This is a genomic window from Heterorhizobium halophytocola (assembly GCF_017873095.1).
GTDB classification, from domain to species: domain Bacteria; phylum Pseudomonadota; class Alphaproteobacteria; order Rhizobiales; family Rhizobiaceae; genus Allorhizobium; species Allorhizobium halophytocola.
The window spans coordinates 36,747-61,556 of record NZ_JAGGJU010000011.1; the positions used below are offsets into that span (position 1 = coordinate 36,747).

A 24,810-nucleotide genomic window follows, 5' to 3' on the forward strand; every position below is an offset into this window, starting at 1 on the left:
GCTGGTTCATTACAGGTCTACAGACGGTCGGACGTCATATCCGCCGTGCCGGGTAAAGTCCCGGCGTCCGAGCCGCCCGCAGGCGACCGGGACCGGTGGCTCAGTCCTCGGCCGCGCCGAGGAAAGGCACCACTTCGCGGCCGGGCATGAACGCGCCCAGTCGCTTGATTTCCCATTCGAGCTTCACGCCCGAATGTTCGAACACCTGCTGGCGGATATTCTCGCCCAGATATTCCAGATCATAACCGGTCGCATGGCCCGTGTTGATCATGAAATTGCAATGCAGCGACGACATCTGCGCACCGCCGATCATCAGGCCGCGACCGCCGGCATTGTCGATCAGCTCCCAGGCGGAATGGCCGGGCGGATTCTTGAAGGTCGAACCGCCGGTCTTTTCCTTGACCGGCTGGACGGTCTCGCGGTGATGCCGCACGGCATCCATGTCGGCACGGATCTTGGCCTTGTCTTCCGGAAAGCCCTCGAACACCGCATGGGTGAAGATCAGTCCGGCGGGGGCTGCGGAATGGCGGTAGGAGTAGCCCATTTCCGCCTTCGACAGTTGCACCGGATTGCCGTCGCGATCGACCGCCTCGACGCAGACCAGCCGCTCGGCCGTGTCGCCGCCATTGGCGCCTGCATTCATCCGGACGGCGCCGCCGATCGTGCCGGGAATGCCGTAGTAGAAGTGAAAGCCGCCGATGCCGTTATCCATCGCCATGGCGGACACATATTTGTCCGGGCAGATGGCGCCGGCGCGGATGCGGTTTTCGCCGGCAAGCTCGACCTGTCCGAAACCCTTTGCCGAGAGGCGGATGACGACACCGGCAATGCCGCCATCGCGCACCAGCAGATTGGAGCCGACGCCGACCACGGTGACCGGCACCTCCTTCGGCAAAAGCTTCAGAAAGGTCTGGAGATCTTCGACATCATGCGGCTGGAACATCAGCTCGGCCAGGCCGCCGGCCTGGAACCAGGTGACGCGGTCCATCGGTGCGTCCGGTGTCAGGCGCCCCTTCAAAGCGTCCACACCAGAGCCCAGTGATGCCAGCAGTTTCTGTCCGTCGACCTGTTTCATTCACGCTTTCCCGTTCAGAGCTTCCAGTTCCCCGGGCAGCGCTGCCGCCCACTGGGTGATATTTCCCGCTCCAAGCAAGACCACAAAATCGCCGGGCTTTGCAAGCGTCGAAACAATCGGAGCGAGCATATCAGGCGAAGACAAGTAACGCGCGTCCCGGTGTCCGCCGGACTTGATCCGCGATACCAGGGCTTCGGAACTGATGCCCTCGATCGGATCTTCGCCGGCCGCATAGACCGGGGCGATCATCACGCTGTCGGCATCGTTGAAGCAGCCGGCAAAATCCGCCATCAGGCTTTCCAGTCGCGAATAGCGATGCGGCTGATGGATGGCGATGATTCGCCCGTTGCAGGCCTCGCGGGCAGCACGCAGCACCGCCTTGATCTCGACCGGATGGTGGCCGTAGTCGTCGAACACCTGCACGCCGTTCCAGCTGCCGGTGAGCGTAAAGCGGCGCTTGACCCCGCCGAAGCTTGCCAGCCCCTTGCGGATCGCCTCTTCCTCGATGCCGAACCGGTTGGCGACCGCGATCGCCGCGCAGGCATTGGAAATGTTGTGCCGGCCGGGCATCGGCAGCATCAGATCCTTGAAAGTGAAGACGCGGCCGGTGCGCCGCCGACGGATCTCCACGTCGAACACGGATTTCACCCCGTCCTGGCGGATATTGGAGAAGCGGACATCGGCCTGCGGGTTCTCGCCATAGGTGATGACCTTGCGATCCTCGATCCGGCCGACCAGCGCCTGGACCTCGGGATGATCGAGGCACATGACGCCGAAGCCGTAGAACGGGACGTTCTCGACGAACTGGGCAAAGGCCAGCTTGACCGCATCGAAGCTGCCGTAATGGTCGAGATGCTCGGGATCGATATTGGTGACGATGGCCACATCGGCGGGGAGCTTCAGGAAGGTGCCGTCCGATTCGTCGGCCTCGACCACCATCCACTCGCCCTCGCCCATCCGGGCATTGGTCCCATAGGCGTTGATGATGCCGCCATTGATGACGGTCGGGTCGAGCCCGCCGGCATCGAGCAGGGAGGCGACCATCGAGGTGGTCGTCGTCTTGCCATGGGTGCCGCCGACGGCGATCGCGTTGCGGAAGCGCATCAGCTCGGCCAGCATCTCGGCCCGGCGGACGATCGGCAGCAGCTTTTCGCGCGCGGCAATCAGTTCCGGGTTGTTCTTCTTGATCGCGGTGGAGACGACGACGACATCGGCGTCGCCCAGATTTTCCGGCTTGTGCCCGACATGGACCTCGATGCCCTTTTCGCGCAGCCGCTGGACATTGGCGCTCTCGGCCTGATCGGAGCCCTGCACCCTGTGCCCGAGATTGTGCAGCACCTCGGCGATGCCACTCATGCCAATGCCACCAATACCGATGAAGTGGACGAGGCCGATGCTTGTCGGCATCTTCATGATCGCTGTTCCTTGTAGTCTGTCACAGATTTGCCAGCGGCAATAACCTCAACCAGGTCGGCAAGCAAGCCGGCAGCATTCGGACGGCCGACGGCGCGGGCAGCCGTCGCCATGCCGGCCAGCCATTCGGGATCGGTCATCGCGCGGGCGAGGAATTCGACGAGGCGGTCGGCCGACAGATCCGCCTGGCGCGAGACGATCGCTCCGCCATTGGCCGCAAGCGCTGCCGCATTGGCTGCCTGGTCATGGTCCAGCGCAAAGGGATAGGGCACCAGCATGGCCGGACGACCGATCACCGAGAGTTCGGAGACCGTGGACGCGCCGGATCGGCAGATGACCAGATGCGCATCGGCGATGCGGGCCGCCATGTCGGTGAAGAAAGGCGCAATCTCGGCGGCGATGCCGAGCTCCGCATAGCGTGCCATGACGGCTTCGGCATCTTCCGGACGGGCCTGCTGGGTGACAACGAGCCGGCGGCGCAGGCTCTCGTCCAGGCGTCCGATCGCCTCCGGCACGGCATGGGAGAAGAACTGCGCGCCCTGACTGCCGCCGAAGACGACGAGGCGAAACGACTGGTCGCCGGACGAGGCGCGGTAGACGGTGTCGGCGGCCTCGATCACCGCCGGGCGGACCGGGTTGCCGGTCGTCACGATCTTTGCGGCATGCTCGCCGCTCTCCGCGAGAAACCCACCGGCGATCGCCCGGACACGGTTTGCGAGAAGCCGGTTGGCCCTGCCCATCACGGCATTCTGTTCGTGGATCAGCGTCGGGACCGAAGCGTGCGCAGCGGCCAGAAGCGGCGGCAGCGTCGGGTAGCCGCCGAAGCCGACGACCGCGACCGGCTTCAGCCGTTTCACCAGGCTGCGGGCGGCCAGATAGCCGCGAAACAGCGTGATCAGCGCCTTTGCCACGGCGACCGGGTTCTTAGACCCGATGGTGGACGAGGGAATGGCGTGGATCGCCTCGGCCGGAAAGCCGCCGGCATAGCGTTCGGCCCGGCTGTCGGTCACCAGATGCACGCTGTAGCCGCGCGCATGCAGCGTGTGGGACAGCGCCTCGGCCGGAAACAGATGGCCGCCGGTGCCCCCGGCGGACAGGAAGATAAGTCCCTTGGTCATGCCACCCTACTCCGCAGGCTGATAGAGCGTGCGATAGCTGCCGCGCTCCTGCGCCCGCGATTCGGGCCGGCGGCGGGTGAGCGCCAGCAGGAAGCCGGCGGTGCAGCAGATGGCGATCTCCGACGAGCCGCCATAGGAGATCAACGGCAGCGTCATGCCCTTGGCCGGCAGCAGCTGCAGGTTCACGCCGACATTGATCATCGACTGGGCGCCGATCTGCAGCGCCAGGCCGGCAATGGCAAAGCGGTTGAAGTCGTCGTGCTCGCGATAGGCATGGGTCAGTCCGCGCACGACGATGGTGCCGAAGATCGCGACCAGCGCCATGCAGAACAGGATGCCGAACTCTTCGGCGGCGACCGAGAAGATGAAGTCGGTATGGGCGTCCGGGATGATGCGCTTGACGACACCCTCGCCCGGCCCCCGGCCGAACCAGTCACCGCGGATGATCGCTTCACGCGCGGTGTCGACCTGGAAGGTATCGCCCTCCCCGGTCCAGAACCGGTCGACGCGGCCTGCCACATGCGGCAGCGTGATATAGGCGACCGCAAAGCCGCCGACGCCGAGGCCGCCGAGCACGGTGATCCAGATCCACGGCACGCCGGCCATGAAGAACATGCTGCCCCAGACCACCGAGGTCAGGATCGTCTGGCCAAGGTCCGGCTGCGCAATCAGAAGCGCGACGACCATGCCATACAGGATCATGGCGAACAGATTGCCCGGGATCTCCTGATGGCGCTGCTGTTCTGCAAACAGCCAGGCGCAGACGACGACGAAGGCGGGCTTCATGAATTCGGACGGCTGGATCGACAGGCCGGCGATCGACACCCAGCGGCGGGCCCCCTTCACCTCGGCGCCGAAGAACAGCGCCAGCAGCATCATCGCCAGGGCTGCGACCAGCATGATGATGGCGGCGCGGCGCACCTGGCGCGGCGACAGGAAGGACAGCCCCAGCATGACGGCGACGGCCGGCAGCATGAAGGCGATCTGGCGCCGGACGAAATGGAAATTGTCGAGCCCGATCCGGTGCGCCACGGCCGGCGATGCGGCAAAGGACAGCATCAGACCGATGCCGATCAGGGCCAGGAAAAGGACCAGAAACAGGCGATCGATCGTCCAGAACCATTCGGCAAGCGGACCTCGCTCCGCACGGCTGACCATGTCATTGACCTCCTTGGGGCATCTCGACGAGCATCGTCACGTCAGGCAGTGCTGCGACCGTCGAGACGAACGAATCACCACGTACCTCGAAATTCTTGTATTGATCGAAGCTTGCGCAAGCCGGGGATAGCATCACCGCGACCTCGCTGTCGTCCGCTGCCGCGTCGGCCGCCGCATGGGCGACGGCACGGTCGAGCGTTTCGGAGATCTCGTAGGGCACGGCACTGCCAAGGGTCGCCGCAAAGGCCGACGCCGCCTCGCCGATCAGATAGGCCTTGGCGATGTGCGGAAACAGCGGCGCAAGAGCGGCGATGCCGCCTTCCTTGGGCAGACCGCCGGCGATCCAGTAGATCCGCCCGTAGCTCGACAGCGCCGGTGCCGCAGCCTCGGCATTGGTGGCCTTGGAATCGTTGACGAACACGACATGGTCGCGGCGTGCGACCGGCTGCATGCGATGCTTCAGCCCGCCGAAGGAGCGCAGGCCGGCGCGCACCTCCTCGACCGTAAGGCCAACGGCGAGGCAGGCGGCAATCGCCGCGGCCGCATTCTGCGCATTGTGGCTGCCGCGCAGCGTCTGGATGCCGTCGAGATCGGCCATCAGAGCCGCCTTTCCATCCTGTGCCCGGAAGATCTTCTGGCTGTCGTTATAAAAGCCGGTGTCGACCGGCCGGCGCTTGGAGATGCGCTCGACGGTTCCCCCGGCCTTCTCGATCCGCTCGGCGATCATCGTGCAATGGCTGTCGTCGACGCCGATGATGGCGGTGCGGCTGCCGGCGACCAGGCGTTCCTTGATCTCGGCATAATGCTGCATCGTGCCGTGGCGATCGAGGTGATCCGGCGTCAGGTTGAGCAGGATGCCGGCGGTCGGATCGAGCGTCGGGGCCAGATCGATCTGGTAGGACGAGCACTCGATGACGTAATGGCGACCGGGTGCCGGCGGATCAAGCGTCAGCACGGCCCGGCCGATATTGCCACCGAGCTGGGTGTCGCGGCCGGCGCTTTGCAGGATATGGGCAATCAGCGCCGTGGTGGTCGACTTGCCATTGGTGCCGGTAATCGCAATCAGCGGGCAATCGGGCTGCTGTGCCCGGCGCTCGCGCACGAACAGTTCGACGTCGCCGATGATCTCGACGCCGGCCGCCCGCGCCAGGTCCACCGTCCAGTGCGGCTTCGGATGGGTGAGCGGCACGCCCGGCGACAGCACCAGGCAGGCGAGCCGGTCCCAGTCGAGTGCCCGCAGGTCGCCGGTCGCGATGCCCTCGGCGCCAGCGCGCGCGACGCTGTCGGGATTGTCGTCCCAGGCCGTTACATCGGCGCCGCCGGCCACCAGCGCCCGGGCGGTCGCCAGTCCCGAACCGCCGAGGCCGAACAGCGCGACGGCCTTGCCTTTGAGCGTGCTGACCGGGATCATCGACGCCTCACCGCAGCTTCAGGGTGGACAGGCCGAGCATGGCAAGGCCGACGGCAATGATCCAGAAGCGGATCACCACCTGGCTTTCGGTCCAGCCGAGCTTTTCGAAATGATGGTGGATCGGCGCCATCAGGAACACCCGCTTGCCGGTCATCTTGAAATAACCGACCTGGATGATCACCGAAAGCGTCTCGGCGACGAACAGCCCGCCGATGATCACCATGACGATCTCGTGCTTGGTGGCAACCGCAACCGTGCCGATCAGGCCGCCGAGCGACAGCGATCCGGTGTCGCCCATGAAGATGGCGGCGGGCGGCGCGTTGAACCACAGGAAGCCGAGCCCTGCCCCGATCACCGCGCCGAGCAGCACGGCAAGCTCGCCGGTGCCGGGCACGAAATTGATCTGCAGGTAATTGGCGAAGACGGCGTTGCCCGCGAGATAGGCGATCACCCCGAAGGAGGCAGCCGCAATCATCACCGGCACGATGGCCAGACCATCGAGACCGTCGGTCAGGTTGACCGCATTGCCGGCCCCGACAATGACGAAACCGCCGAACAGCACGAAGAAGATGCCGATATTGACGAGAAAGTCCTTGGCAAAGGGAAAGGCGATCGAGGTGCCGAGAAAGGAACCCGGCGCTGCCGAAGCGGTGGCCGAACGCATCATGAAATAGACGGCGATGCCGGCAATCAGGAATTCGATGCCGAGGCGGGCCTTGCCGGAAAAGCCCTTGTCGGACTGCTTCGTCACCTTCAGATAATCGTCATAGAAACCGATCGCCCCGAAGCCCAGGGTCACCATCAGGGTCGCGACCACATAGACGTTGGAAAGATCGGCCCACAACAGCGACGATCCGACGATACCCGCGAGAATCATCAACCCGCCCATCGTCGGCGTTCCCGCCTTCTTGAAATGGGTCTGCGGCCCATCGGCGCGGATCGGCTGGCCCTTGCCCTGGCGAATGCGCAGGGATGCGATCATGCGCGGACCAAAGAGAAAGACGATCATCGCCGAGGTCAGCAACGAGGCACCGGTTCGGAACGTGATGTACCGGAACAGGTTGAAGAATTGAATATGGTCCGACAGTTCGACCAGCCAGATCAGCATGGAAGCCCTTTCCAAAAGCCCATTAGTTGAGGCGTTCCGTGTCTGAGAATGCCGGATAGTTGTCAAGCAAAGCCTTGACGATCTTGCCGAAACCAAGCCCGAGCGACGACTTGATCATCAGCACGTCGCCGGGACGCACCGCCTGGACGGCAAACTCTGCCAGTTCCTCGGTGGTGGGACGGTACTCGACCGTGACGGTGTCTGGCAGCGCATCGCGCAGGTGGGTCATGGCCTCGCCCGAAAGCCAGACTTGGTCAACGCCAGCCGTCGCCAGCGGTGCGGCCAACTCGGCATGAACGCCGTCTGAAAATTCACCCATTTCGAGCATGTCGCCGAGGACGGCTATCCTGCGCCCGCCGGTCCCGGTCCTGGCGGCTGCGAGCACGGCGATGGCGGCACGCATCGAGGCGGGATTGGCGTTGTAGCTTTCATCGATCAGCGTGAAACGGCCACCCTCGACCTTGAGCGCATGACGCGCGCCGCGTCCCTTGACCGGCGACAGGCTTGCGAACGACTGGACGGCGGCGGCCATGTCGACACCGAGCAGCTTGGCAGCGCCCAGCACCGCCATGGCGTTTTCGGCCAGATGGCGTCCCGGCGCGCCGATCGCGACTTCGTGCGTCTCGCCGCCGAGCGAGGCCCAGAGCGTCGAGCCCTCCCCCGAACCGTCATATTCGGCAAGGCGATACTCCGCCTTGGGGTTCTGGCCGAAACTGTGGATGTTTTCGACGCCGGCATCCTGCGCCGCCTTGACGAGGAAGGCATACTGGTTGTTGTCGCGGTTGAGGATCGCATGGCCATGCGGCTCGATGCCCTCGAAGATCTCGGCCTTGGCGGCGGCGATTTCCTCGATATTCCGGAAATTTCCAAGATGGGCGGCGGCGATCGTGGTGATGATCGCCACATGCGGACGCACCAGCTTGACCAGCGGGCGGATCTCGCCCGGATGATTCATGCCGATCTCGAAGATACCGAAATCGGTATCGGCCGGCATGCGCGCCAGCGTCAGGGGCACGCCCCAGTGATTGTTAAACGAGGCCACGGCTGCATGCACCTTGCCGCAGGGGTCGAGCGCATGCCGCAGCATTTCCTTGGTCGTCGTCTTGCCGACGGACCCGGTCACCGCAACGATCTCCGCCTGGCAGCGTTTCCGCGAGGCGACCGCCAGCCGTTCCAGCGCCTGCAATACGTCGTCGACCACGATCATCGGCACGGTCAGGCGACCGAGGGCGGGCAGCTTTGCTTCGCTGACGATGATCAGCGCCGCGCCGTTGGCAACCGCGAGGCTGGCGAAGTCATGACCGTCGAAACGGTCGCCCTTGATGGCGAAAAACGCCTCACCGGCTGCGACCGACCGGCTGTCGATCGAGATACCGGTGACGCCTTCGGGCAGATTGCCCACCGGCCGCCCGGCAAGGGCGGCGGCCATTTCCGACGATCTCCATAGAAGGTTCAAGGCTGCAGCTCCTCAAGTGCTTTGCGAACCTCCGCATGATCCGAAAAAGGCAGCGTCTTGTCACCGATGGTCTGCCCTTCCTCATGCCCCTTGCCGGCCACGACCAGCGTATCGCCTGATTTCAAAAGGGAAATAGCATGACGGATGGCCTTGGCCCGGTCGCCGATCTCGGTCGCGCAGGTAGCGGCCGCCATGATCTCGCCGCGAATCGCCGCCGGCTCTTCCGAGCGCGGATTGTCGTCGGTGACGATCACCACGTCTGCCAGCCGGCAGGCGATCTCGCCCATGATCGGCCGTTTGCCGCGGTCGCGGTCGCCACCGCAGCCGAACACGACAACCAGCTGGCCCGTGGTGAACGGGCGCACCGAGGTCAGCACATTCTCCAGCGCGTCCGGCTTGTGGGCATAGTCGACATAGGCGAGCGCACCATTGCCGGCCTGCCCGACCAGCTCGAGACGACCGACAGCCCCCTTCAAATGCTCGAGCGCCTTCAGGGCGACGGCGGTGTCGACACCGGTCGCGATCGCAAGGCCGGCCGCGACCAGCGCATTGGCCACCTGGAAGTCACCGGCAAGCGGAATGTCGATTTCGAAGATGCGGCCATCGGCATGGATCTCGACCACCTGCTTGTGGCGGAAATGCTCGACCCGCTTGACGGTCAGGAAATCGCCCTTGCGGCCGACCGTCAGAACCTTGTGACCGGCAGTGCTCGCCGCATCGATCGCCTTTTGCGACCAGGCGTCGTCGGCATAGATGATCGCCGGCGACCCCTTGGGCAGCAGCGTATCGAACAGCCGCATCTTGGCGGCCATGTAGTCCTCGACCGTCGGATGGTAGTCCATATGGTCGCGACCGAGATTGGTAAAGGCGGCAGCCTTCAGCGCCACACCGTCCAGCCGGCTCTGGTCCAGCCCGTGGCTGGAGGCCTCCATCGCCGCATGGGTGACACCCTCGACCGCAAGCTCGGCGAGCAGCGCCTGCAGGGCGACGGGATCGGGGGTGGTCAGCGAACCATAGGTCTCGCGGCCCGGCGCGATCACGCCGGTCGTGCCGATCTGCGCTGCGGCAAGTCCGGCCGCTGCCCAGATCTGGCGGGTGAACGAGGCGACCGATGTCTTGCCGGCGGTGCCGGTGACCGCCACCATGGTTTCCGGCTGCATGCCGTAGAGGCGGGCAGCCGCCAGCGCCAGGGCGCGGCGCGGATTATAGACGACGATGACGGGTACGGATGCCTCGATCGGCTCGGCAGCGACGATCGCGGCCGCGCCCTTGGCAACGGCATCGGCGGCAAAGGCCGTGCCGTTCGCCTTGGTGCCGGCCAGCGCGACGAACAGCATGCCGGGGGCGATCCTGCGGCTGTCGGCGGACAGTCCGGTGATCTCGACATCGCCCGCAGCGGCAAGGCCGGCGGCGTCGGAGGCAAAATCCTCAAGGAGATCGATCAGTTTCATTGCGGGCGCTTTTCAATTTTGAACCCGGCACCGCTCGAAGCCGAGTCGGTGCCGGGAGACGTGACGATGCCGATTAATAGGACACAAGCAGGTTGGAGCCCAAGTCCCCGAAATCGGGTTCTACACCGAGAATTGCGGCGCTTCTGCGAATAATGTCGCGTACCATGGGTGCTGCCGTATAGGAGGCGATCGTTCCACCGTTTTCGCCATCATGCGGTTCGTCACAGAAGGTCAGCACGACATATTGCGGATCGCTGATCGGAAAGGCCGCCAGGAACGCATTGAAGTTGAGCTTGCTGTCGTAGCGGCCATTGACCACCTTGTCGGCCGTTCCGGTCTTGCCGCCGACATCGAAGCCGGGCACGCGGGCATTGCGGCCGGAGCCTTCCTTGCCGTTATAGTCGAAAAGGTAGCGCATCTCCTTGCTGGTCTTTTCCGAAATCACCCGCTCGGCGACCGCGTTTGCCTGCTCTTGCGTGCGCGGCAGGAAGGTCGGCTCGATCAGATAGCCGCCATTGACCAGCGCCGCACCGGCCACAGCCGTCTGCAGCGGCGTGGTCGCCACGCCATGACCGAAGGAAATGGTGATCTGGTTGATCTTCTTCCATTCGCGCGGCTGGCTCGGCATTTTGATTTCCGGCAGCTCGGTGTCCATCTTGGTCAGCAGGCCGAGCTTGGTCAGGAAGGCCTTGTGTTCGGGAATGGTCTGGGTGTCGGCGATCTTGGCCGTGCCGATATTCGACGAATATTTGAAGATTTCCGGCACGGTCAGCCAGGCATGGCGGCCATGGAAGTCCTGGATGGTAAAGCCGCCGAGACGGATCGCGCGGGTCGCGTCGAAACTGTCGGTCAGCTTCACCCGGCCCGAATCGAGCCCCATGGCGATGGTGAAGGACTTGAAGGTCGACCCCATTTCGAACGTGCCGTTCGCCATGCGGTTCAGCCAGCCGTCTTCCGAGCCGCTGGCCGGATCGTTCGGATCGAAATCCGGATAGGAGGCCATGGCGAGCACCTCGCCGGTCTTGATGTCGAGCACGACGGCTCCGGTGCCCTTTGCCTTGTAGTTGACCATCGCGTTCTGCACGACGTCGTGGACGATGTTCTGGACGCGCAGGTCGATCGACAGCTTCACCGGCTCCAGCGGCGCATTGCTGGTCATGCCGGCAGCCGCCAGGGCCGCGAGCCCCTGCTGGTCGACATATTTTTCCATGCCGGCCATGCCGTGGTTGTCGATATTGACATAGCCGACGATATGCGAGGCGGTCGGGCCGCCCGGATAGAAGCGGCGCTTTTCCGGCCGGAAGCCGATGCCGGGAATGCCGAGCGCCAGGATCTCGCTCTGCTGCTTCGGAGTCAGCTGGCGCTTCAGCCACTGGAAGCGGGACTGCGGATTGGCAAGCTTGCGATAGGTCGACTTGATATCGAGATCGGACAGGACGCTGTGCAGCTTTTCGACCGCTTCGTCGGGATCGACCACCTTGTTCGGCTCGGCAAACAGCGAGACCGTGCGGATGTCGGTCGCCAGCACGTCGCCATTGCGGTCGAGGATGTCGGGCCGCGAGGCCATCAGCCGGTCGGTCGGCGGAATCGAGGAGGTGGTATCGGACTGGGTGTAGCCATACTGCACCAGACGGCCGCCGATCACGCCATAGACCAGCAGGCTGCCGAAAATGATCAGGCCGACACGCTTGCGGGCAAGTTCCCCCTTGCGCTTGCGCGAGCCCTTGAACGATGCGCCATTGCTGGCGATGTCACCCTTCTGGCCATTGCTCGAGAAATGCGCCTGGCTCTTGAGAAGCATCAATCGCGACAGAAAACTCATCAGGGCCTCACCGATCCGGTTGCGATAGTGTCCGGGGCGGCCAGTCCATCCTGGGCGACCTCGGGCGGGGTGGGCTCTGGCCGGATCATCGGCAGTTCATGCGGGCGGGCAAGCTGGGTCGGGTCCGTCGGCTGCAGTTTCAGCTCGTCGCCATAAAGCTGCACCAGCTTTTCCAGACGGTTGGGCTGGGTCAGCAGCGCCCAGTCGGCCTTCAGCAGGTCGAGGGTGTCGCGCTCCAGCTTGATCTTGGCTTCCAGATGCTGGACCTCTTCCTCGCGGTCTTCCGCGTGGTGCTTGATCTGGTAGGTGACGGTGGCGGCCGCGAGCATGGCGCCGATCATCAGGAAATCGAGGGTCTTCAGCATGATCAGCCGCCCATCCGTTCGAGGCTGGCAAGGGCCGGCAGGTTGAAGATCGCCATGTCGGCCGGGCCGGCCGGGCTTTCGGTGCGAATGCCGGCGCGCAGCTTGGCGGACCGGGCGCGCGGATTGATCTCGGCCTCGGCCTCGCTGGCGCCGACCATGCCCTTGCCGATCGGCGTGAAGGCGGCAGGCGCCACGCTTGCCATCGGCAGATGCCGCGAACCACCCGACTTGCCGGAACGCTCGGTGAAGAATTTCTTGACGATGCGGTCCTCCAGCGAATGGAAGGTGACGACGACCAGCCGGCCGCCGGGCTTCAGCGCGCGTTCGGCGGCAAACAGCGCCCGCGCCAGTTCGCCGAGTTCGTCGTTGACGAAGACACGCAGCGCCTGGAAGACGCGGGTTGCCGGATGGATACGGTCGGTCGCCTTGCGCGGCGTGACGATCTCGATCATGCCGGCCAGGTCACGGGTGGTGACGAAGGGCGTGTCGAGCCGGCGCTTCTCGATCGCACGGGCGATCCGGCCGGCCTGCTTCTCCTCGCCGAGAAAGCCGAAAATGCGGGCGAGATCGCTGACCTTTGCGCGGTTGACGACATCGGCCGCCGAAACCCCGTCCGAGGACATGCGCATGTCGAGCGGGCCGTTCTTCTGGAAGGAAAAGCCGCGATCGGCCTCGTCGATCTGCATCGAGGAGACGCCGATGTCGAGCACGACGCCGTCGAGGCCGCCATCCGGCGCGAACCGGTCGAGTTCGGAAAAACGGGTATGGTGCAGCTGAAGACGCGCGCCATAGCGGTCGACCAGCGCCGCACCGCCTGAAATGGCCGTCGGGTCCCGGTCGAGGGCCACGACGCGCGACCCTTCCGCCAGGATCGCCGTCGTGTACCCACCGGCGCCGAAGGTGCCATCCAGGATGACGTCTTCGGGCTTAGGCTTCAATGCATCCAGTACTTCTGAAAGAAGAACCGGAGTGTGACGAACCGGTCCGCCTCCGGCATCAGTCGACCCTCCGCCAGGATTCGTCATCACTCCGCTTCCCCTTTCTATCGAGGGGACAGTCCTCGCAGCCTGCGTCCCTCTCTTGCAGCAGCCTGGGCCGAACGAAACGCTTCCGGTTCCCAGAGCTGAAAAAACTCGCCCCGTCCGACGAATGTCACTTCGGACGAGATACTCGTAAAATCGCGGATGAAATCCACGACCATCAACCGCCCCTCCCCATCCAGCCGCAAGGGAATTCCGCCCCCATGGATGAGAAGAGACAATTCGTCCGCCTCCGGCGACAAGGGATCGAGTGTCGCCAGCTGCCTCTCGTATTGCGCAAGCAATTCGGGACCGCCTGCACTCACCGCCGGAAAGGAGAAATCCTGGAGACAGTAGAGCTCCTGGATACCCTTCTTCGCGAGCACAGCCCGAAACGGCGCTGGAACGGATACCCGACCCTTCGCGTCGATCTTGTTCGTCGCATTTGACAGGAAGCGGTCCATGGAAACCCGAATCCGCCCCTTCCGGCTGGAGGCGAATAGACCGCCTCACGGAGTATGAAAACGCCTCAACCGCAACACTTGGAACGCCAATAGAAAACCGGCTGAAATAACTCTTCGACAGACCATCGCAAGCGCCGCCTTTTTCGGACTTCATGGACCCCTGCTTGGTGTGATTATGGGATAACATGGGACAACATGGGCGTCAATGGGAACTGCCCCTCGCACAGCCGCTGGGACTCCCTCCCTTTGTAAGCCGTTAAGCTTAACAAAAGGTTAGGAAATTCAGATCGGGCGGCCTCCGCGCCAACGCGTAAATGCCCCCTAATATGACCGGGATATCAACGGCTTGGGGCCGCCCATTTTTTGACGAAAAAAGGGGAAAAGAAATTGCCAGTCGGCCTGTAAGCCGGGTTCTGTATGGCTCCGGTTTCCCGGAACGTGGCAGCCATTCATCTGGGACAGCGTTTACACGCTGCCTCGTCGCAACCCACCCGGATGACTGGCCCGGAAACAGGCTGTAGGCAGCAAGCTGCCCCGCGTCATCCCTATTCGGTTTTGCTCCCGGTGGGGTTTACCATGCCGTCCCTGTCGCCAGGCACGCGGTGGGCTCTTACCCCACCCTTTCACCCTTACCCGTTCGAGAACGGGCGGTTTACTTTCTGTGGCACTTTCCCTGAGGTCGCCCTCGCCGGACGTTATCCGGCACCGTGTTTCCGTGGAGCCCGGACTTTCCTCACCTTACCGTCTTTCGACATTGGTAAAGCGCGGCTGCCCGGCCGACTGGCAGGGGCTGCTTAGCCGACACGATTGCCGAACGCCACCCAAATCTCGGCCTTGCGGGACAAGCGGCTGCCGAATCAGCAAAAACCGGCGGAAAACGCGATTCCATACCCCTGATCGGCGAGGTTTCTGCCAAGCAGAAGCTCGGCGCCGAGCCGCCCGATCTCGTCGGAACTCTTGGCCGCCGCACCACAGCCGCCGGTCAGCACCGCGATGCGGGAGCTGGCGAATTCGATGGCCGGATAGCCGCTCGGGGTAAATGACACGGCGCAGGCTCCCATGCTCGGCTCCACCGCCGCCAGATCCGGGATGAGATCGACGGCAATGCGGCGCAGATGGTCGCGCACGCTCTCGCGTCCCCCGGTCCGAAACCAGGCACGGACCTCCGGCTCGGTGCCCAGCACCAGATCATCGGGATCTCCGCCGATCTTCAGATAGACGCGCGCGTCCGGATAGGTGACCGGCGGCAGCAGATAGACGTGGTCCCTCGGATTTTCAGGCTGATGGATCAGCGACGGCATGGTCGACAGCCGCTCCAGCAGCTTGCCCTTGATCTCGAAGAAGGCGATGGTCCGCCCATAGACGGTCATCGGCAGCGGCCGGGGCAAGAGGCCCTGCCCGATCGAAAACCCGCCGGCCGCGACCAGCACCTGTTCGGCCGTATAGCTGTTGCCCGAATCGGTCGTGACGGTCGCATGACCGTCCTGCTGCCGCACCTCTGTCACCGTTTCGGCAATCAGGCGAGCGCCCGCCCTGTAGGCGAGTTTTGCCTGCGCCTCGACCAGCCGGCGCGGATTGACATGCCCGGCATCGCTGCGCTCATAGACGCCTTCGCAGCGCTCGGTGAAGTGAAGATAGGGAAACTGTCTCCGGAGCGCCTCGGGCTGCATGACCTCCGCGCCGACGCCCAGCTGTTCGGCCGCATTGCAGATATTGGCGACATAGGGATCGCTGCCACCGCGGGCCGGGCCGACCATCAGGCAGCCGCGCTCGTGGTAGAAGGACGCGCCGCTTTCGCGGGCGATGTCGCCGTAGCGCGCGATCGACCGATTGGCCAGTTCGGCCCAGACCGGATCGGGGTCGATGGTGCGGGTGATGCGTGCCTCGTCGTAGTGGCTGGCAAAGACGCCGGCATGGCTTTTCGGATCGCGCGGCTCCAGCGGACCGATCAGCGCGACACCCTCGCCGGCGCGCGCCAGATACTTGGCGGCAGCCGACCCCATCATGCCACGACCGACGACTATAGACTTGAAATCGACCGACATTCCCGTTCCTTCCGGCTCAACGCCCGCGCCTGCGCAGGCGCAGACCATAGGCACGAAAACGGCCATGCGCCAGCCTGCTTTTCCCACCCGCCGCCAAGGACGAGCGCAAACATTACGGAGATTTAATGGCAGCGGCGGCGAACAACCATGGCGACTTTGCGTTCGACCGAAAGGTGACCCCGCTTCGAGCTACAGGAGGATACCATGGCCACACCCTATACCGCATCGCCATCCGTCAATAAGCCTGTCCGAAGGCGCAATCCGGGCGGTCCGGGGCGATGGTGGCTTGGCCTTCTCGGCATCGTCTTCATCCTTATCGGTCTGGCGCTTGCCTTTGGCGGGGTATGGCTGATCACCCTCGGCGGCACCTTCTACTATACCATTGCCGGCATTGGCCTGATCGTGTCGGGCGGGCTGATCGTCATGCGGAACATCCTCGGCGTCTGGGTCTATGCCGCCACCTGGATCTACACGCTGTTATGGGCCTTCTGGGAGGTCGGGCTCGATCCCTGGCCGCTGGTGCCACGGCTGGTGGCGCCGACCGTGCTGCTGATTGTCCTGCTGCTGTCGCTGCCGGCCTTTCGCCGGCGCATCGGAGCCCATGTGCCGGCAACCGCCGTTGCCCTTCTGGCAAGCCTCGCCGTCCTGTCGCCCGCGGCCGGCTTTCACGATTCGGCCAGCGCGCAGGACGCCACGCCCGCCCCTGATGCCGGACAGCCTGCCGATCCGGCCGCCAATCCGGCAATCGCCCCGCAGACCATGCCCGACCAGCCGGCAACGGATGCCACCGGTGCCGCAATGGCCACGTCCAATCCCGCCATGAAGACCATTGCCGCGACAGGTGCCAATGTCTCGACCAAGCCCTTGCAGGAACTGAAGGCCGGTCAGGACTGGCCGGCCTATGGCGGCGGCGACAGCGCCCAGCGCTACTCCCCGCTCGACCAGATCACCGCCGGCAACGTCAAGGACCTGACCCAGGTCTGGCTTGCCCATACGGGCGACATGCCAACCGAGAAGACCAAGGGCGAATATTCGCCGGAAAACACCCCGCTCGAAGTCGGCGGCCATCTGTTCGTCTGCTCGCCGATGAATATCCTGATTTCCTATGACGCGAAGACCGGCAAGGAAGAATGGCGCTACGATCCGAAGGTCTCGCCGGACGCCATCCCCTATGGCGCTACATGCCGTGGCGTTGCCTATTATGTCGATCCGAACGCCACCGACGACGCGCCGTGCAAGACGCGGCTGGTCGAGGGCACGCTCGATGCCAGGCTGATCGCTGTCGATGCAAAGGACGGGCAGACCTGCCCGGGCTTCGGGGAAAAGGGTGAGGTCGATCTCAACAACGGTATCGGTCAGAGCACGCCCGGCTGGTATGCGATCACCGCGCCGCCGGTGATCGTGCGCGGCATTGCCGTCGTCGGCGCGCAGGTCAAGGACGGCCAGGCGGAGGATGCGCCCTCCGGGGTGATCCGCGGCTACGATGTCCTGACCGGCAAGCTCGCCTGGGCCTGGGACATGGGCCATCCGGATCGCCAGGGCGCCCCGCCCGAGGGAGAGACCTATACCCGCGGCACGCCCAACATGTGGACAGTCGCCACTGGCGACGAGGAACTCGGCTATGTCTATCTGCCGCTCGGCAATTCCTCGGTCGACTATTACGGCGGCAACCGCAAGGACTTCGAGAACGAGTACAGCTCCTCGCTGGTCGCCATCGACGTCACCATCGGCAAGCCGGTCTGGCATTTCCAGACAGCGCATTACGATCTGTGGGACTATGATCTCGGCAGCCAGGTTTCGCTGGTCGACTTTCCGAAGGACGGCAAGACGGTGCCGGCGCTGGTGCTGCCGAGCAAGCAGGGGCAGATCTATGTGCTGAACCGCAAGACGGGCGAATCGCTGTTTCCGGTCGAGAACCGCAAGGTTCCCTCCGACGGCGTCGAAGCCAAGGCCCTGTCGAAGGAACAGCCTTTCTCCGGCTATGCCAACGTCACCAAGCCGGACCTCAAGGCGACCGACGCCTGGGGCGCCTCGCCGCTCGACCAGCTGATCTGCCGGATCCAGTTCCGCCGGGCCGAATATGACGGCAAGTACACGGCGCCGACCGTCGACAAGCCCTATATCGAATATCCCGGCTACAATGGCGGCTCGGACTGGGGCAGCGTCGCGATCGATCCGAAGAACGGCATCCTCGTCGCCAACTACAACGACGTGCCCAACTACAACCAGCTGGTGCCGCGCAAGAAGGCCGACGCGCTGGGTTACCGCCCGATCAACGAAGGCGGCAACCGCTCGAATGTCGAGGGTGCCGGCGATCCGCAGGCCGGTTCGCCCTATGCCATCAACGTCAATGCCGGCTGGCGCAACCCGGTGACCGGCATGCCCTGCGTGGCGCCGCCCTATGGCTGGATCCGCGCGATCGACCTGAAGACCGGCAAAACGTTGTGGGACAAGCCCTTCGGCGCGGCCAACAACAATGGTCCGTTCGGCATTCCCTCGATGCTGCCGATCACCATCGGCACGCCGAACAATGGCGGTCCGCTGGTCACCGCCGGCGGCCTGATCTTCGTCGCCGCCACCACCGACGACAAGTTCCGCGCCTATGACATCAAGACCGGCAAGGTCGTCTGGGAAACGGATCTGCCCGCCGGCGGCCAGACGACGCCGATGACCTATGAAGTCGATGGTCGGCAATATGTCGTGCTGGTGCCCGGCGGCCATCACTTCATGGAGACCAAGGTCGGCGACCAGGTGATCGCCTATGCCCTGCCGAAACAGGGCTGAGGCGGCAACGCCAAGCGCCCGAGAAGGCGGAGGCGACGTGGCCCCTTGTCAGAACCGCGCCGCCTCCGATGCATGCCAGGCCTGAATGAGCCCATCCAGGCGGAACCGACATGCATCATCGCCCGTGTGATGGAGCGCCATCTTCGCCTTGTGACAAGGCGCGGCGCTCCATCACGAAACCTGCTGACCGCGTTACGAGTCGAGCAGCGCCATGACCTTGCCGCAATAGCGCTTGGAGATCGGATTCATCCGCTTGGCGCCGTGGCCGGCATTGTATTTCAGGATCGTCTGGCAGGTTTCACCGCCGCCGAGATCATGAGCAGCCGCCAGATACTTCATCCCCCAGCGGATATTGGTCTCCGGATCGTAGAGCGCCTTGGCAGAGCCGTGAAAACCCATCATCCGGGCGGTCGCGGGCTTGATCTGCATCAGGCCGATCTCCCCGGCGCTGCCCCTGGCCTTCGGATTGAAATTGCTTTCGATCTGCACCACGGCCTGAGCCAGGTTTACAGGCACGTCGTACTTGTTGGCATATTTCTTGATCAGGAGGCCGAAAGGATTGATGTCCTCGGCGTCCGCCAACGCCGCATCGGCCGCACTGCGCTGCACTGCCAGTCTCGTCGCCACATCTCCGTCATCGACATCCTTGGCATGGACCGGCCCGCAAAAAGACATGGCGGTAGCGATGCTTGCCGCAGCAGCGAAAATATTTCTGATCATATAGGTTTTAGTCTCCGCACCTCGAGGGGACTTACGCAATACAGCAACAGCATAATGGCCCCGCAGCCAAGTATCCCGTTCTCGGGATAGCTGTCGTCAATAGTCCCTGTTTTTAAGTTGAGCGTCGGAAGCAATGAAGCTTCCCGTTCCGCCGTTCAGCAACGGCGTTAGACATGTTTAATAAGAAAAACTTGTGGCAAGCCGGAACTTTTTGACTTGGCGGCGCATTGGAAGGGGTTGCCGGACGGTCCGGATCAGCGCCCCGTCAGCCGAATTTCGGCAGCGCCGAGAGCAGTCTGTGCAATGTCTCTATGGTGGAGGCATCGGCAATGCCGTCAACCTGCGCGGGTCGGAAATGGCGCTGGAAAGCCGCCACGACACCCTCGGTTTTTTCGCAGAAGTCTCCGGTGATTTCAACGTTGTAACCATACATCGCCAGCATCGACTGGATGGCCTCGACCGGCTGACCGTTGTCGCCGCGCTGAAAGAACCGCCCGCCGGCGATCGGAGCGGGCTCGACATAGTGCCCGACCCCCGCCGCATGCAGTGTCCTCCAGGGGAATTTTTCACCCGGATCGACCTTGCGGACAGGGGCGATATCGGAGTGGCCGAGTACCCGTTCGGGCCGGATCTGCAGGCGCTTGTCACAGTCGAGACACAATTCGACGACCGCTTCGATCTGTCGGGCCGGGTATTCCGGCAGGCCGGCGGGATGGCCGCCATTGACGATCTCTATGCCGATCGAGCGCGAATTGATGTCGGTTTCACCGGCCCAGCTGCTTTTGCCGGCATGCCAGGCGCGCCTGTCCTCGGGCACGAGCTGGTCAATGCGCCCATCCTCGTGGACGACATAATGGCTGGAAACCTGGCTTTCGGGATTGCAGAGCCACGAGAGCGCCGCCTCGCCGCTGTCCATGCCGGTATAGTGGAGAAGAATGATGTCGGGCCTGATGCCCCCTGCCCGTTCGCCGTGATTGGGCGAGGCGACGACGCGAGCGCCCGGAAAATCCGGCGTAAACGCAGTCATGCGGCGCGGCGTTCTTTCTCGATCGCTTCATAGGCCGCGTTGAACGTCGCCATGCGCTGGTTGGCCACCGCGTGGAATTCGCTCGGCACGCCACGGGCATGCAGCCGGTCGGGGTGATGCTCGGCGGCCAGCGCCCGGTATCGGCGGCGGATCGACGAGAAGTCGTCGCTCGGGGAAACCCCGAGAACGCGGTAGGGATCGCCGTCGACATGCAGATGCCGGGCGGTGATTTCCTCGAAGCGCTGTTCTTCGATGCCGAAGATCTCGGCGATGCGGGTCAGGAAATCGAGTTCCTGCTCATGCACCAGTCCGTCCGCCTTGGCGATATGAAACAGACCGTCGACGATGTCTTCGAGCACCGGGCAATCGAAATCGCAGGTGCGGCAAAGCCCGGCCAGCCGCTCGGCATAGGCCTCGTAGCCCGCCACGTCCTGGCGTGCCAGATTGTAGAGACGGGCGACGTTGCGCGCCTCTTCCGGCGGAAAATCGAAGATCGACCTGAAGGCGTCGACCTCTGCGGTGGTGACGATTCCGTCCGCCTTGGCCATCTTGGCCGAGAGCGCGATGATCGCCACCGAGAAGGACACCCGGCGGCGCGTCTCGGGGTCGCCCTCGAACACGGTGCGCACCGATTCGACGATGCCCGACAGAACATTACCGGCAGCATCGGTGACCGCACCGAGCAAGCGGTCCCAAAGCGAAGCGATCTGTTCACAGGCGAAATCGAAAAACATGAGCGAGATTGACCAAATAATCGGGCGAAAAGCAAGCTGAGAACGGCCTGATGACATTAAGTTTTATTCAGCAAGGCTTGCAAAAGCTTGATGGTGGTATCTACGCGGTTAAGCCGCCGGTGGATTGCCGGGGGCTCCTCGCGGGACAAAATTGCCGCGTCTCGTGCGACCGGCCGCCTCGGCCGGCCGGCAAGAATCGGTGACGCCCGCGACCCCGCCGGGCGGCAGCGGCAAGCTGCGCGAGACCGGCGGTCGAACGCCTTGCGTCATTCAACCGATTGAATTCGAACCCGTCGGCGGAGCTTCGCGTTATCGCCTCGAAATGCCCGTATTTCCTGACAAATTCCCTTTACACAGTCGGCGTATCTGTCGCATCCATGCGGTCGGACAACGCCATCGATCCTGCCCTTTTTCTGCCCGAGGAGCCCCACATGCCGAAACAGAAAATCGCAATGCTGACCGCCGGCGGCCTTGCGCCCTGCCTCTCCTCGGCCGTCGGCGGCCTGATCGAACGCTATACCGACATTGCCCCCGAGGCCGAGATCGTTGCCTACAAGTCGGGCTATCGCGGCCTGCTGATGGACTACAAAATCGAGATCACCGCCGAGATGCGCGAAAAGGCGCATGTGCTCCACCGCTACGGCGGATCGCCGATCGGCAACAGCCGGGTGAAGCTCACCAATGTCGAGGATTGCCTGAAGCGCGGGCTGATCAGCGAGGGCCAGACGCCGCTGCAGGTGGCGGCCGAGCGGCTGGCAGCCGACGGCATCACCATTCTCCACACGATCGGCGGCGACGACACCAACACGACGGCCGCCGACCTCGCCGCCTATCTCAGCAATAACGGCTACGACCTGACGGTGGTCGGCCTGCCGAAGACGGTCGACAACGACGTCGTGCCGATCCGGCAGTCGCTCGGGGCATGGACGGCAGCGGAGGTCGGTGCACGCTTCTTCGACAATGTCTCCAACGAGCAGAGCGCCTCGCCGCGCACGCTCGTCATCCACGAGGTCATGGGCCGGCATTGCGGCTGGCTGACCGCGGCAACGGCGCGCGCCTATGTCCAGCGCACCAAGGACAACGAATATATCGACGGCTTCATGATGAACGAGGAGCTGAAGAATATCGACGGCCTCTATCTGCCGGAGACCCATTTCGACCTGCACGCCGAGGCCGACCGGCTGCGCGAGATCATGGACCGCACCGGCTTCGTCACGCTGTTCGTCTCGGAAGGCGCCTGCATGGACGAGATCGTTGCCGACCGCCAGGCCGCCGGCGAAGAGGTCGCTCGCGATGCCTTCGGACACGTCAAGCTCGACACCATCAATGTCGGCGCCTGGTTCCAGAAGCATTTTGCCAAGCTTCTCGATGCCGAGCGGTCCATGGTGCAGAAATCGGGCTATTATGCCCGCTCCGCGCCGGCCAACTATCAGGACCTCCGGCTGATCCAGAGCATGGTCGATCTGGCCGTCGAAAGCGGCCTTAACGGCGTGTCCGGGGTCACCGGCCATGACGAGGAGCAGGGCGGACGCCTGCGCGCCATCGAGTTCCCGCGGATCAAGGGCGGCAAGCCGTTCGACCCGAATACCCCCTGGTTCCGCGCGGTCCTCGACCATATGGGACAAAAATTCCAGCCGGCGCATTGACGCGCGGGTGAAACAGTGGCTTTCCTCATAGAGGAGAGGATTTGCAACAATGGCGCTCGAAGTCTGGATCGCGTTCGCAGTGGCATCGATGGTGCTGCTCGTCATACCGGGACCGACGATCCTGCTCGTCGTGTCCTACGCGCTCGGCCATGGCCGACGAACGGCAGTGGCGACGGCGACCGGCGTGGTGTTCGGCGATTTCCTGGCGATGACCGCCTCGATCCTCGGGCTCGGCGCGCTGCTGGCGGCCTCTGCCGATCTCTACGGCATCCTGCGCCTGATCGGCGGCGCCTATCTCGTCTATCTCGGCATCCGGCTGTGGCGCGCCCCGGTTGGTGACGATCCGATCGCCGACAACGACAATCTGCCCGAAGAAAGCCCGCTGCGCATCCTGTTTCACGCCTTTGCCGTGACCGCGCTCAATCCGAAGAGCATCGTCTTCTTCGTCGCCTTCGTGCCGCAGTTCATCGATCCGAATGCCGCGCTGCTGCCGCAGGTGGTGGTGATGGAGGCGACCTTCCTCGTGCTCGCCGGCCTCAACGCCATCGGCTATGCGCTGATCGCCGACAAGGCGCGCAGCTATATCCGCCGCAAGGCCGTGCGCCGGGCCGTCAATCGCACCGGCGGCACACTGCTGATCGCGGCCGGCGCCGTGACCGCCGGATATCGCAAGATCGCGGCCTGAAAGGCGCCTCTCGTGAGCGAAGCGCGTTTCGGGAGCCTGACCTTGCGCCGGAACAGGCCGCTCGAAGCGTGCGGGACCGGAGTGCGCTTTGGACGTCACAGGCAGGCTGCTTTCACCACCGGTCAGCCGACAAGTGTGGCGCCTGCCGCGCGCGTGCCGCAATTTGGCCTTTCATGCGTGAAAATGCGATTGTCGGATTATCGCGACTCCGCGAGATTCGCCTGAGACAGCGACAGTCCTCTTCGATCCCCGCGGATTTCGAAGTCCAGGACTTTCGGCGTTGATATGCATGCGGGCACGATTTGCCGGTTGGGCGCATGGTTTTGCGCCAGAGGGGACAATGGGATTTGTGGGATTTGGCATGGTGGGACTAGGCATGGCGAACCGCGTGGCCTTCATCGTCGGTGTGTGCGGACTGGGGGCGGCGATGGCCGGCCTGTCGGGTTGCACCAGCGGCATGGAAGAAGCGGCACGCCAGGAATTGAAGGCACGCCCGACGGCCGGCCAATCGTCGGACGACATGCGCGCTGCCGCCCTGGCACTGCAGCCGGCTGACGATGGCGGCGCCGAAGGCCCTGCCCCGACCGTTCCGGGAACGACCACCCTGGTGCCGCTTCCGACCTTCAAGGTCGCCGTTCTGTCGAGCCCCGATGCAACCCCGACCGCCGATCAGGCCGAAGCCGTGATGGTCGCCCGCCAGACGGCGGCGCTGCAGGCACCGGCCATGCCGACAAATCCCAATCCGGACGCCCTGCCCGATGTGGCCAATGCGAGCCTGGCGATGGAAGACGACGAGGTCGCCGTTCCACCGCAGCCGGCCATCGCACCATCGGTCATCCCCAGCCCCCGTCCGGGCACCGCCCTTGCCTATGCAGACACCCGCGCCTCGGGATCGCTTGCCGCACTCAACAGCGATTACGATACGTCCGCGCCGGCCGCCGACCTGCCGACCACCTCGGGACCGACGGTGATCAATGGCCTGATCAAGAAATATTCGGTCGCCTACCAGGTCCCCGAATCGCTGGTGCACCGCGTGGTCCACCGCGAAAGCCGCTACAATCCGGCAGCCTTCAACCACGGTCATTACGGGCTGATGCAGATCAAGTATGCGACGGCCAAGTCGATGGGCTATTCCGGTCCGGCCTCGGGCCTGTTCGACGCTGAAAACAACCTCAAATATGCGATCAAATATCTGCGCGGCGCCTGGCTTGTCGCCGACAAGGATGCCGACGATGCCGTGCGCTATTATGCCCGCGGCTATTATTACGATGCCAAGCGTCGGGGCATGCTGAGCGTCTTTCGATAAGTC

General features: G+C 63.9%; 20 protein-coding genes and 1 other RNA gene. 4 read left to right on the forward strand and 17 right to left on the reverse strand.

Features of this window, described 5'->3' with window-relative positions; all coding sequences use genetic code 11:
* Positions 1–100 precede the first annotated feature (100 nt).
* The 14 genes from murB to J2Z17_RS18805 form a co-directional block, all read right to left on the reverse strand.
* Positions 101–1,075, reverse strand: coding sequence for a UDP-N-acetylmuramate dehydrogenase (gene murB, locus J2Z17_RS18740; RefSeq protein ID WP_209947177.1), 975 nt, complete (start codon positions 1,073–1,075; stop codon positions 101–103).
* Positions 1,076–2,488, reverse strand: coding sequence for a UDP-N-acetylmuramate--L-alanine ligase (gene murC / locus J2Z17_RS18745; RefSeq protein ID WP_209947178.1), 1,413 nt, complete (start codon positions 2,486–2,488; stop codon positions 1,076–1,078).
* Entirely contained in the window at positions 2,485–3,606 is a 1,122-nt protein-coding gene (gene murG, locus J2Z17_RS18750; protein ID WP_209947179.1) for an undecaprenyldiphospho-muramoylpentapeptide beta-N-acetylglucosaminyltransferase, read from the reverse strand. The genes murC and murG overlap by 4 nt, the downstream gene beginning before the upstream one ends.
* A gap of 6 nt (positions 3,607–3,612) precedes the next feature.
* Positions 3,613–4,764: a putative lipid II flippase FtsW gene (ftsW, locus tag J2Z17_RS18755; RefSeq protein WP_209947180.1), complete on the reverse strand. Its 1,152-nt coding sequence runs from the start codon at positions 4,762–4,764 to the stop codon at positions 3,613–3,615.
* A gap of 1 nt (position 4,765) precedes the next feature.
* On the reverse strand, positions 4,766–6,175 hold the full coding sequence (gene murD, locus J2Z17_RS18760) for a UDP-N-acetylmuramoyl-L-alanine--D-glutamate ligase (RefSeq protein WP_209947181.1): 1,410 nt from the start codon (positions 6,173–6,175) through the stop codon (positions 4,766–4,768).
* 7 nt (positions 6,176–6,182) lie between these two features.
* On the reverse strand, positions 6,183–7,283 hold the full coding sequence (gene mraY, locus J2Z17_RS18765) for a phospho-N-acetylmuramoyl-pentapeptide-transferase (RefSeq protein ID WP_209947182.1): 1,101 nt from the start codon (positions 7,281–7,283) through the stop codon (positions 6,183–6,185).
* Positions 7,284–7,305: 22 nt separating this feature from the next.
* Entirely contained in the window at positions 7,306–8,739 is a 1,434-nt protein-coding gene (locus J2Z17_RS18770; RefSeq protein ID WP_209947183.1) for a UDP-N-acetylmuramoylalanyl-D-glutamyl-2,6-diaminopimelate--D-alanyl-D-alanine ligase, read from the reverse strand.
* The gene (locus J2Z17_RS18775) at positions 8,736–10,190 is read right to left on the reverse strand and encodes a UDP-N-acetylmuramoyl-L-alanyl-D-glutamate--2,6-diaminopimelate ligase (RefSeq protein ID WP_209947184.1); all 1,455 of its coding nucleotides are present in this window, start codon (positions 10,188–10,190) and stop codon (positions 8,736–8,738) included. Before J2Z17_RS18775 ends, J2Z17_RS18770 begins: the two co-directional genes overlap by 4 nt.
* Before the next feature lie 73 nt (positions 10,191–10,263).
* Entirely contained in the window at positions 10,264–12,012 is a 1,749-nt protein-coding gene (locus tag J2Z17_RS18780) for a peptidoglycan D,D-transpeptidase FtsI family protein (protein WP_209947185.1), read from the reverse strand.
* On the reverse strand, positions 12,012–12,377 hold the full coding sequence (ftsL, locus tag J2Z17_RS18785) for a cell division protein FtsL (protein WP_209947186.1): 366 nt from the start codon (positions 12,375–12,377) through the stop codon (positions 12,012–12,014). Before ftsL ends, J2Z17_RS18780 begins: the two co-directional genes overlap by 1 nt.
* 2 nt (positions 12,378–12,379) lie before the next feature.
* On the reverse strand, positions 12,380–13,405 hold the full coding sequence (gene rsmH, locus J2Z17_RS18790) for a 16S rRNA (cytosine(1402)-N(4))-methyltransferase RsmH (protein WP_209947187.1): 1,026 nt from the start codon (positions 13,403–13,405) through the stop codon (positions 12,380–12,382).
* Positions 13,406–13,419: 14 nt separating this feature from the next.
* Positions 13,420–13,860: a division/cell wall cluster transcriptional repressor MraZ gene (gene mraZ, locus J2Z17_RS18795; RefSeq protein ID WP_209947188.1), complete on the reverse strand. Its 441-nt coding sequence runs from the start codon at positions 13,858–13,860 to the stop codon at positions 13,420–13,422.
* 386 nt (positions 13,861–14,246) lie between these two features.
* Positions 14,247–14,644, reverse strand: an RNA gene (rnpB, locus tag J2Z17_RS18800) — RNase P RNA component class A.
* 73 nt (positions 14,645–14,717) lie between these two features.
* Positions 14,718–15,905, reverse strand: coding sequence for an NAD(P)/FAD-dependent oxidoreductase (locus J2Z17_RS18805; protein ID WP_209947189.1), 1,188 nt, complete (start codon positions 15,903–15,905; stop codon positions 14,718–14,720).
* Between the two features lie 204 nt (positions 15,906–16,109).
* Between J2Z17_RS18805 and J2Z17_RS18810 the strand changes: the two genes are divergently transcribed.
* A complete protein-coding gene (locus J2Z17_RS18810) occupies positions 16,110–18,689 on the forward strand; it encodes a membrane-bound PQQ-dependent dehydrogenase, glucose/quinate/shikimate family (RefSeq protein ID WP_209947190.1) in 2,580 nt (859 codons plus the stop codon).
* A gap of 192 nt (positions 18,690–18,881) precedes the next feature.
* Here the strand turns inward: J2Z17_RS18810 and J2Z17_RS18815 are convergent, their stop codons facing one another.
* From J2Z17_RS18815 to J2Z17_RS18825, 3 genes are all read right to left on the reverse strand, one after another.
* Positions 18,882–19,409 (reverse strand): lytic transglycosylase domain-containing protein, encoded by a 528-nt coding sequence (locus J2Z17_RS18815; protein WP_209947191.1) that lies wholly within the window; start codon positions 19,407–19,409, stop codon positions 18,882–18,884.
* A 265-nt stretch (positions 19,410–19,674) separates the two neighbouring features.
* Positions 19,675–20,436 carry an N-acetylmuramoyl-L-alanine amidase gene (locus tag J2Z17_RS18820; RefSeq protein WP_209947192.1) on the reverse strand — a complete coding sequence of 254 codons (762 nt, stop codon included), beginning with the start codon at positions 20,434–20,436 and terminating at the stop codon, positions 19,675–19,677.
* On the reverse strand, positions 20,433–21,170 hold the full coding sequence (locus tag J2Z17_RS18825) for a J domain-containing protein (protein ID WP_209947193.1): 738 nt from the start codon (positions 21,168–21,170) through the stop codon (positions 20,433–20,435). The genes J2Z17_RS18820 and J2Z17_RS18825 overlap by 4 nt, the downstream gene beginning before the upstream one ends.
* Positions 21,171–21,601: 431 nt before the next feature.
* Between J2Z17_RS18825 and J2Z17_RS18830 the strand changes: the two genes are divergently transcribed.
* The 3 genes from J2Z17_RS18830 to J2Z17_RS18840 all read left to right on the forward strand — a co-directional run bounded on the left by J2Z17_RS18830 (position 21,602) and on the right by J2Z17_RS18840 (position 24,807).
* Complete coding sequence (locus J2Z17_RS18830) at positions 21,602–22,816, forward strand: pyrophosphate--fructose-6-phosphate 1-phosphotransferase (protein ID WP_209947194.1); 1,215 nt, start codon at positions 21,602–21,604, stop codon at positions 22,814–22,816.
* A gap of 49 nt (positions 22,817–22,865) precedes the next feature.
* Positions 22,866–23,501 (forward strand): LysE family translocator, encoded by a 636-nt coding sequence (locus J2Z17_RS18835; RefSeq protein WP_209947195.1) that lies wholly within the window; start codon positions 22,866–22,868, stop codon positions 23,499–23,501.
* A gap of 376 nt (positions 23,502–23,877) precedes the next feature.
* On the forward strand, positions 23,878–24,807 hold the full coding sequence (locus J2Z17_RS18840; RefSeq protein WP_209947196.1) for a lytic transglycosylase domain-containing protein: 930 nt from the start codon (positions 23,878–23,880) through the stop codon (positions 24,805–24,807).
* The last annotated feature ends 3 nt before the right edge of the window (positions 24,808–24,810 follow it).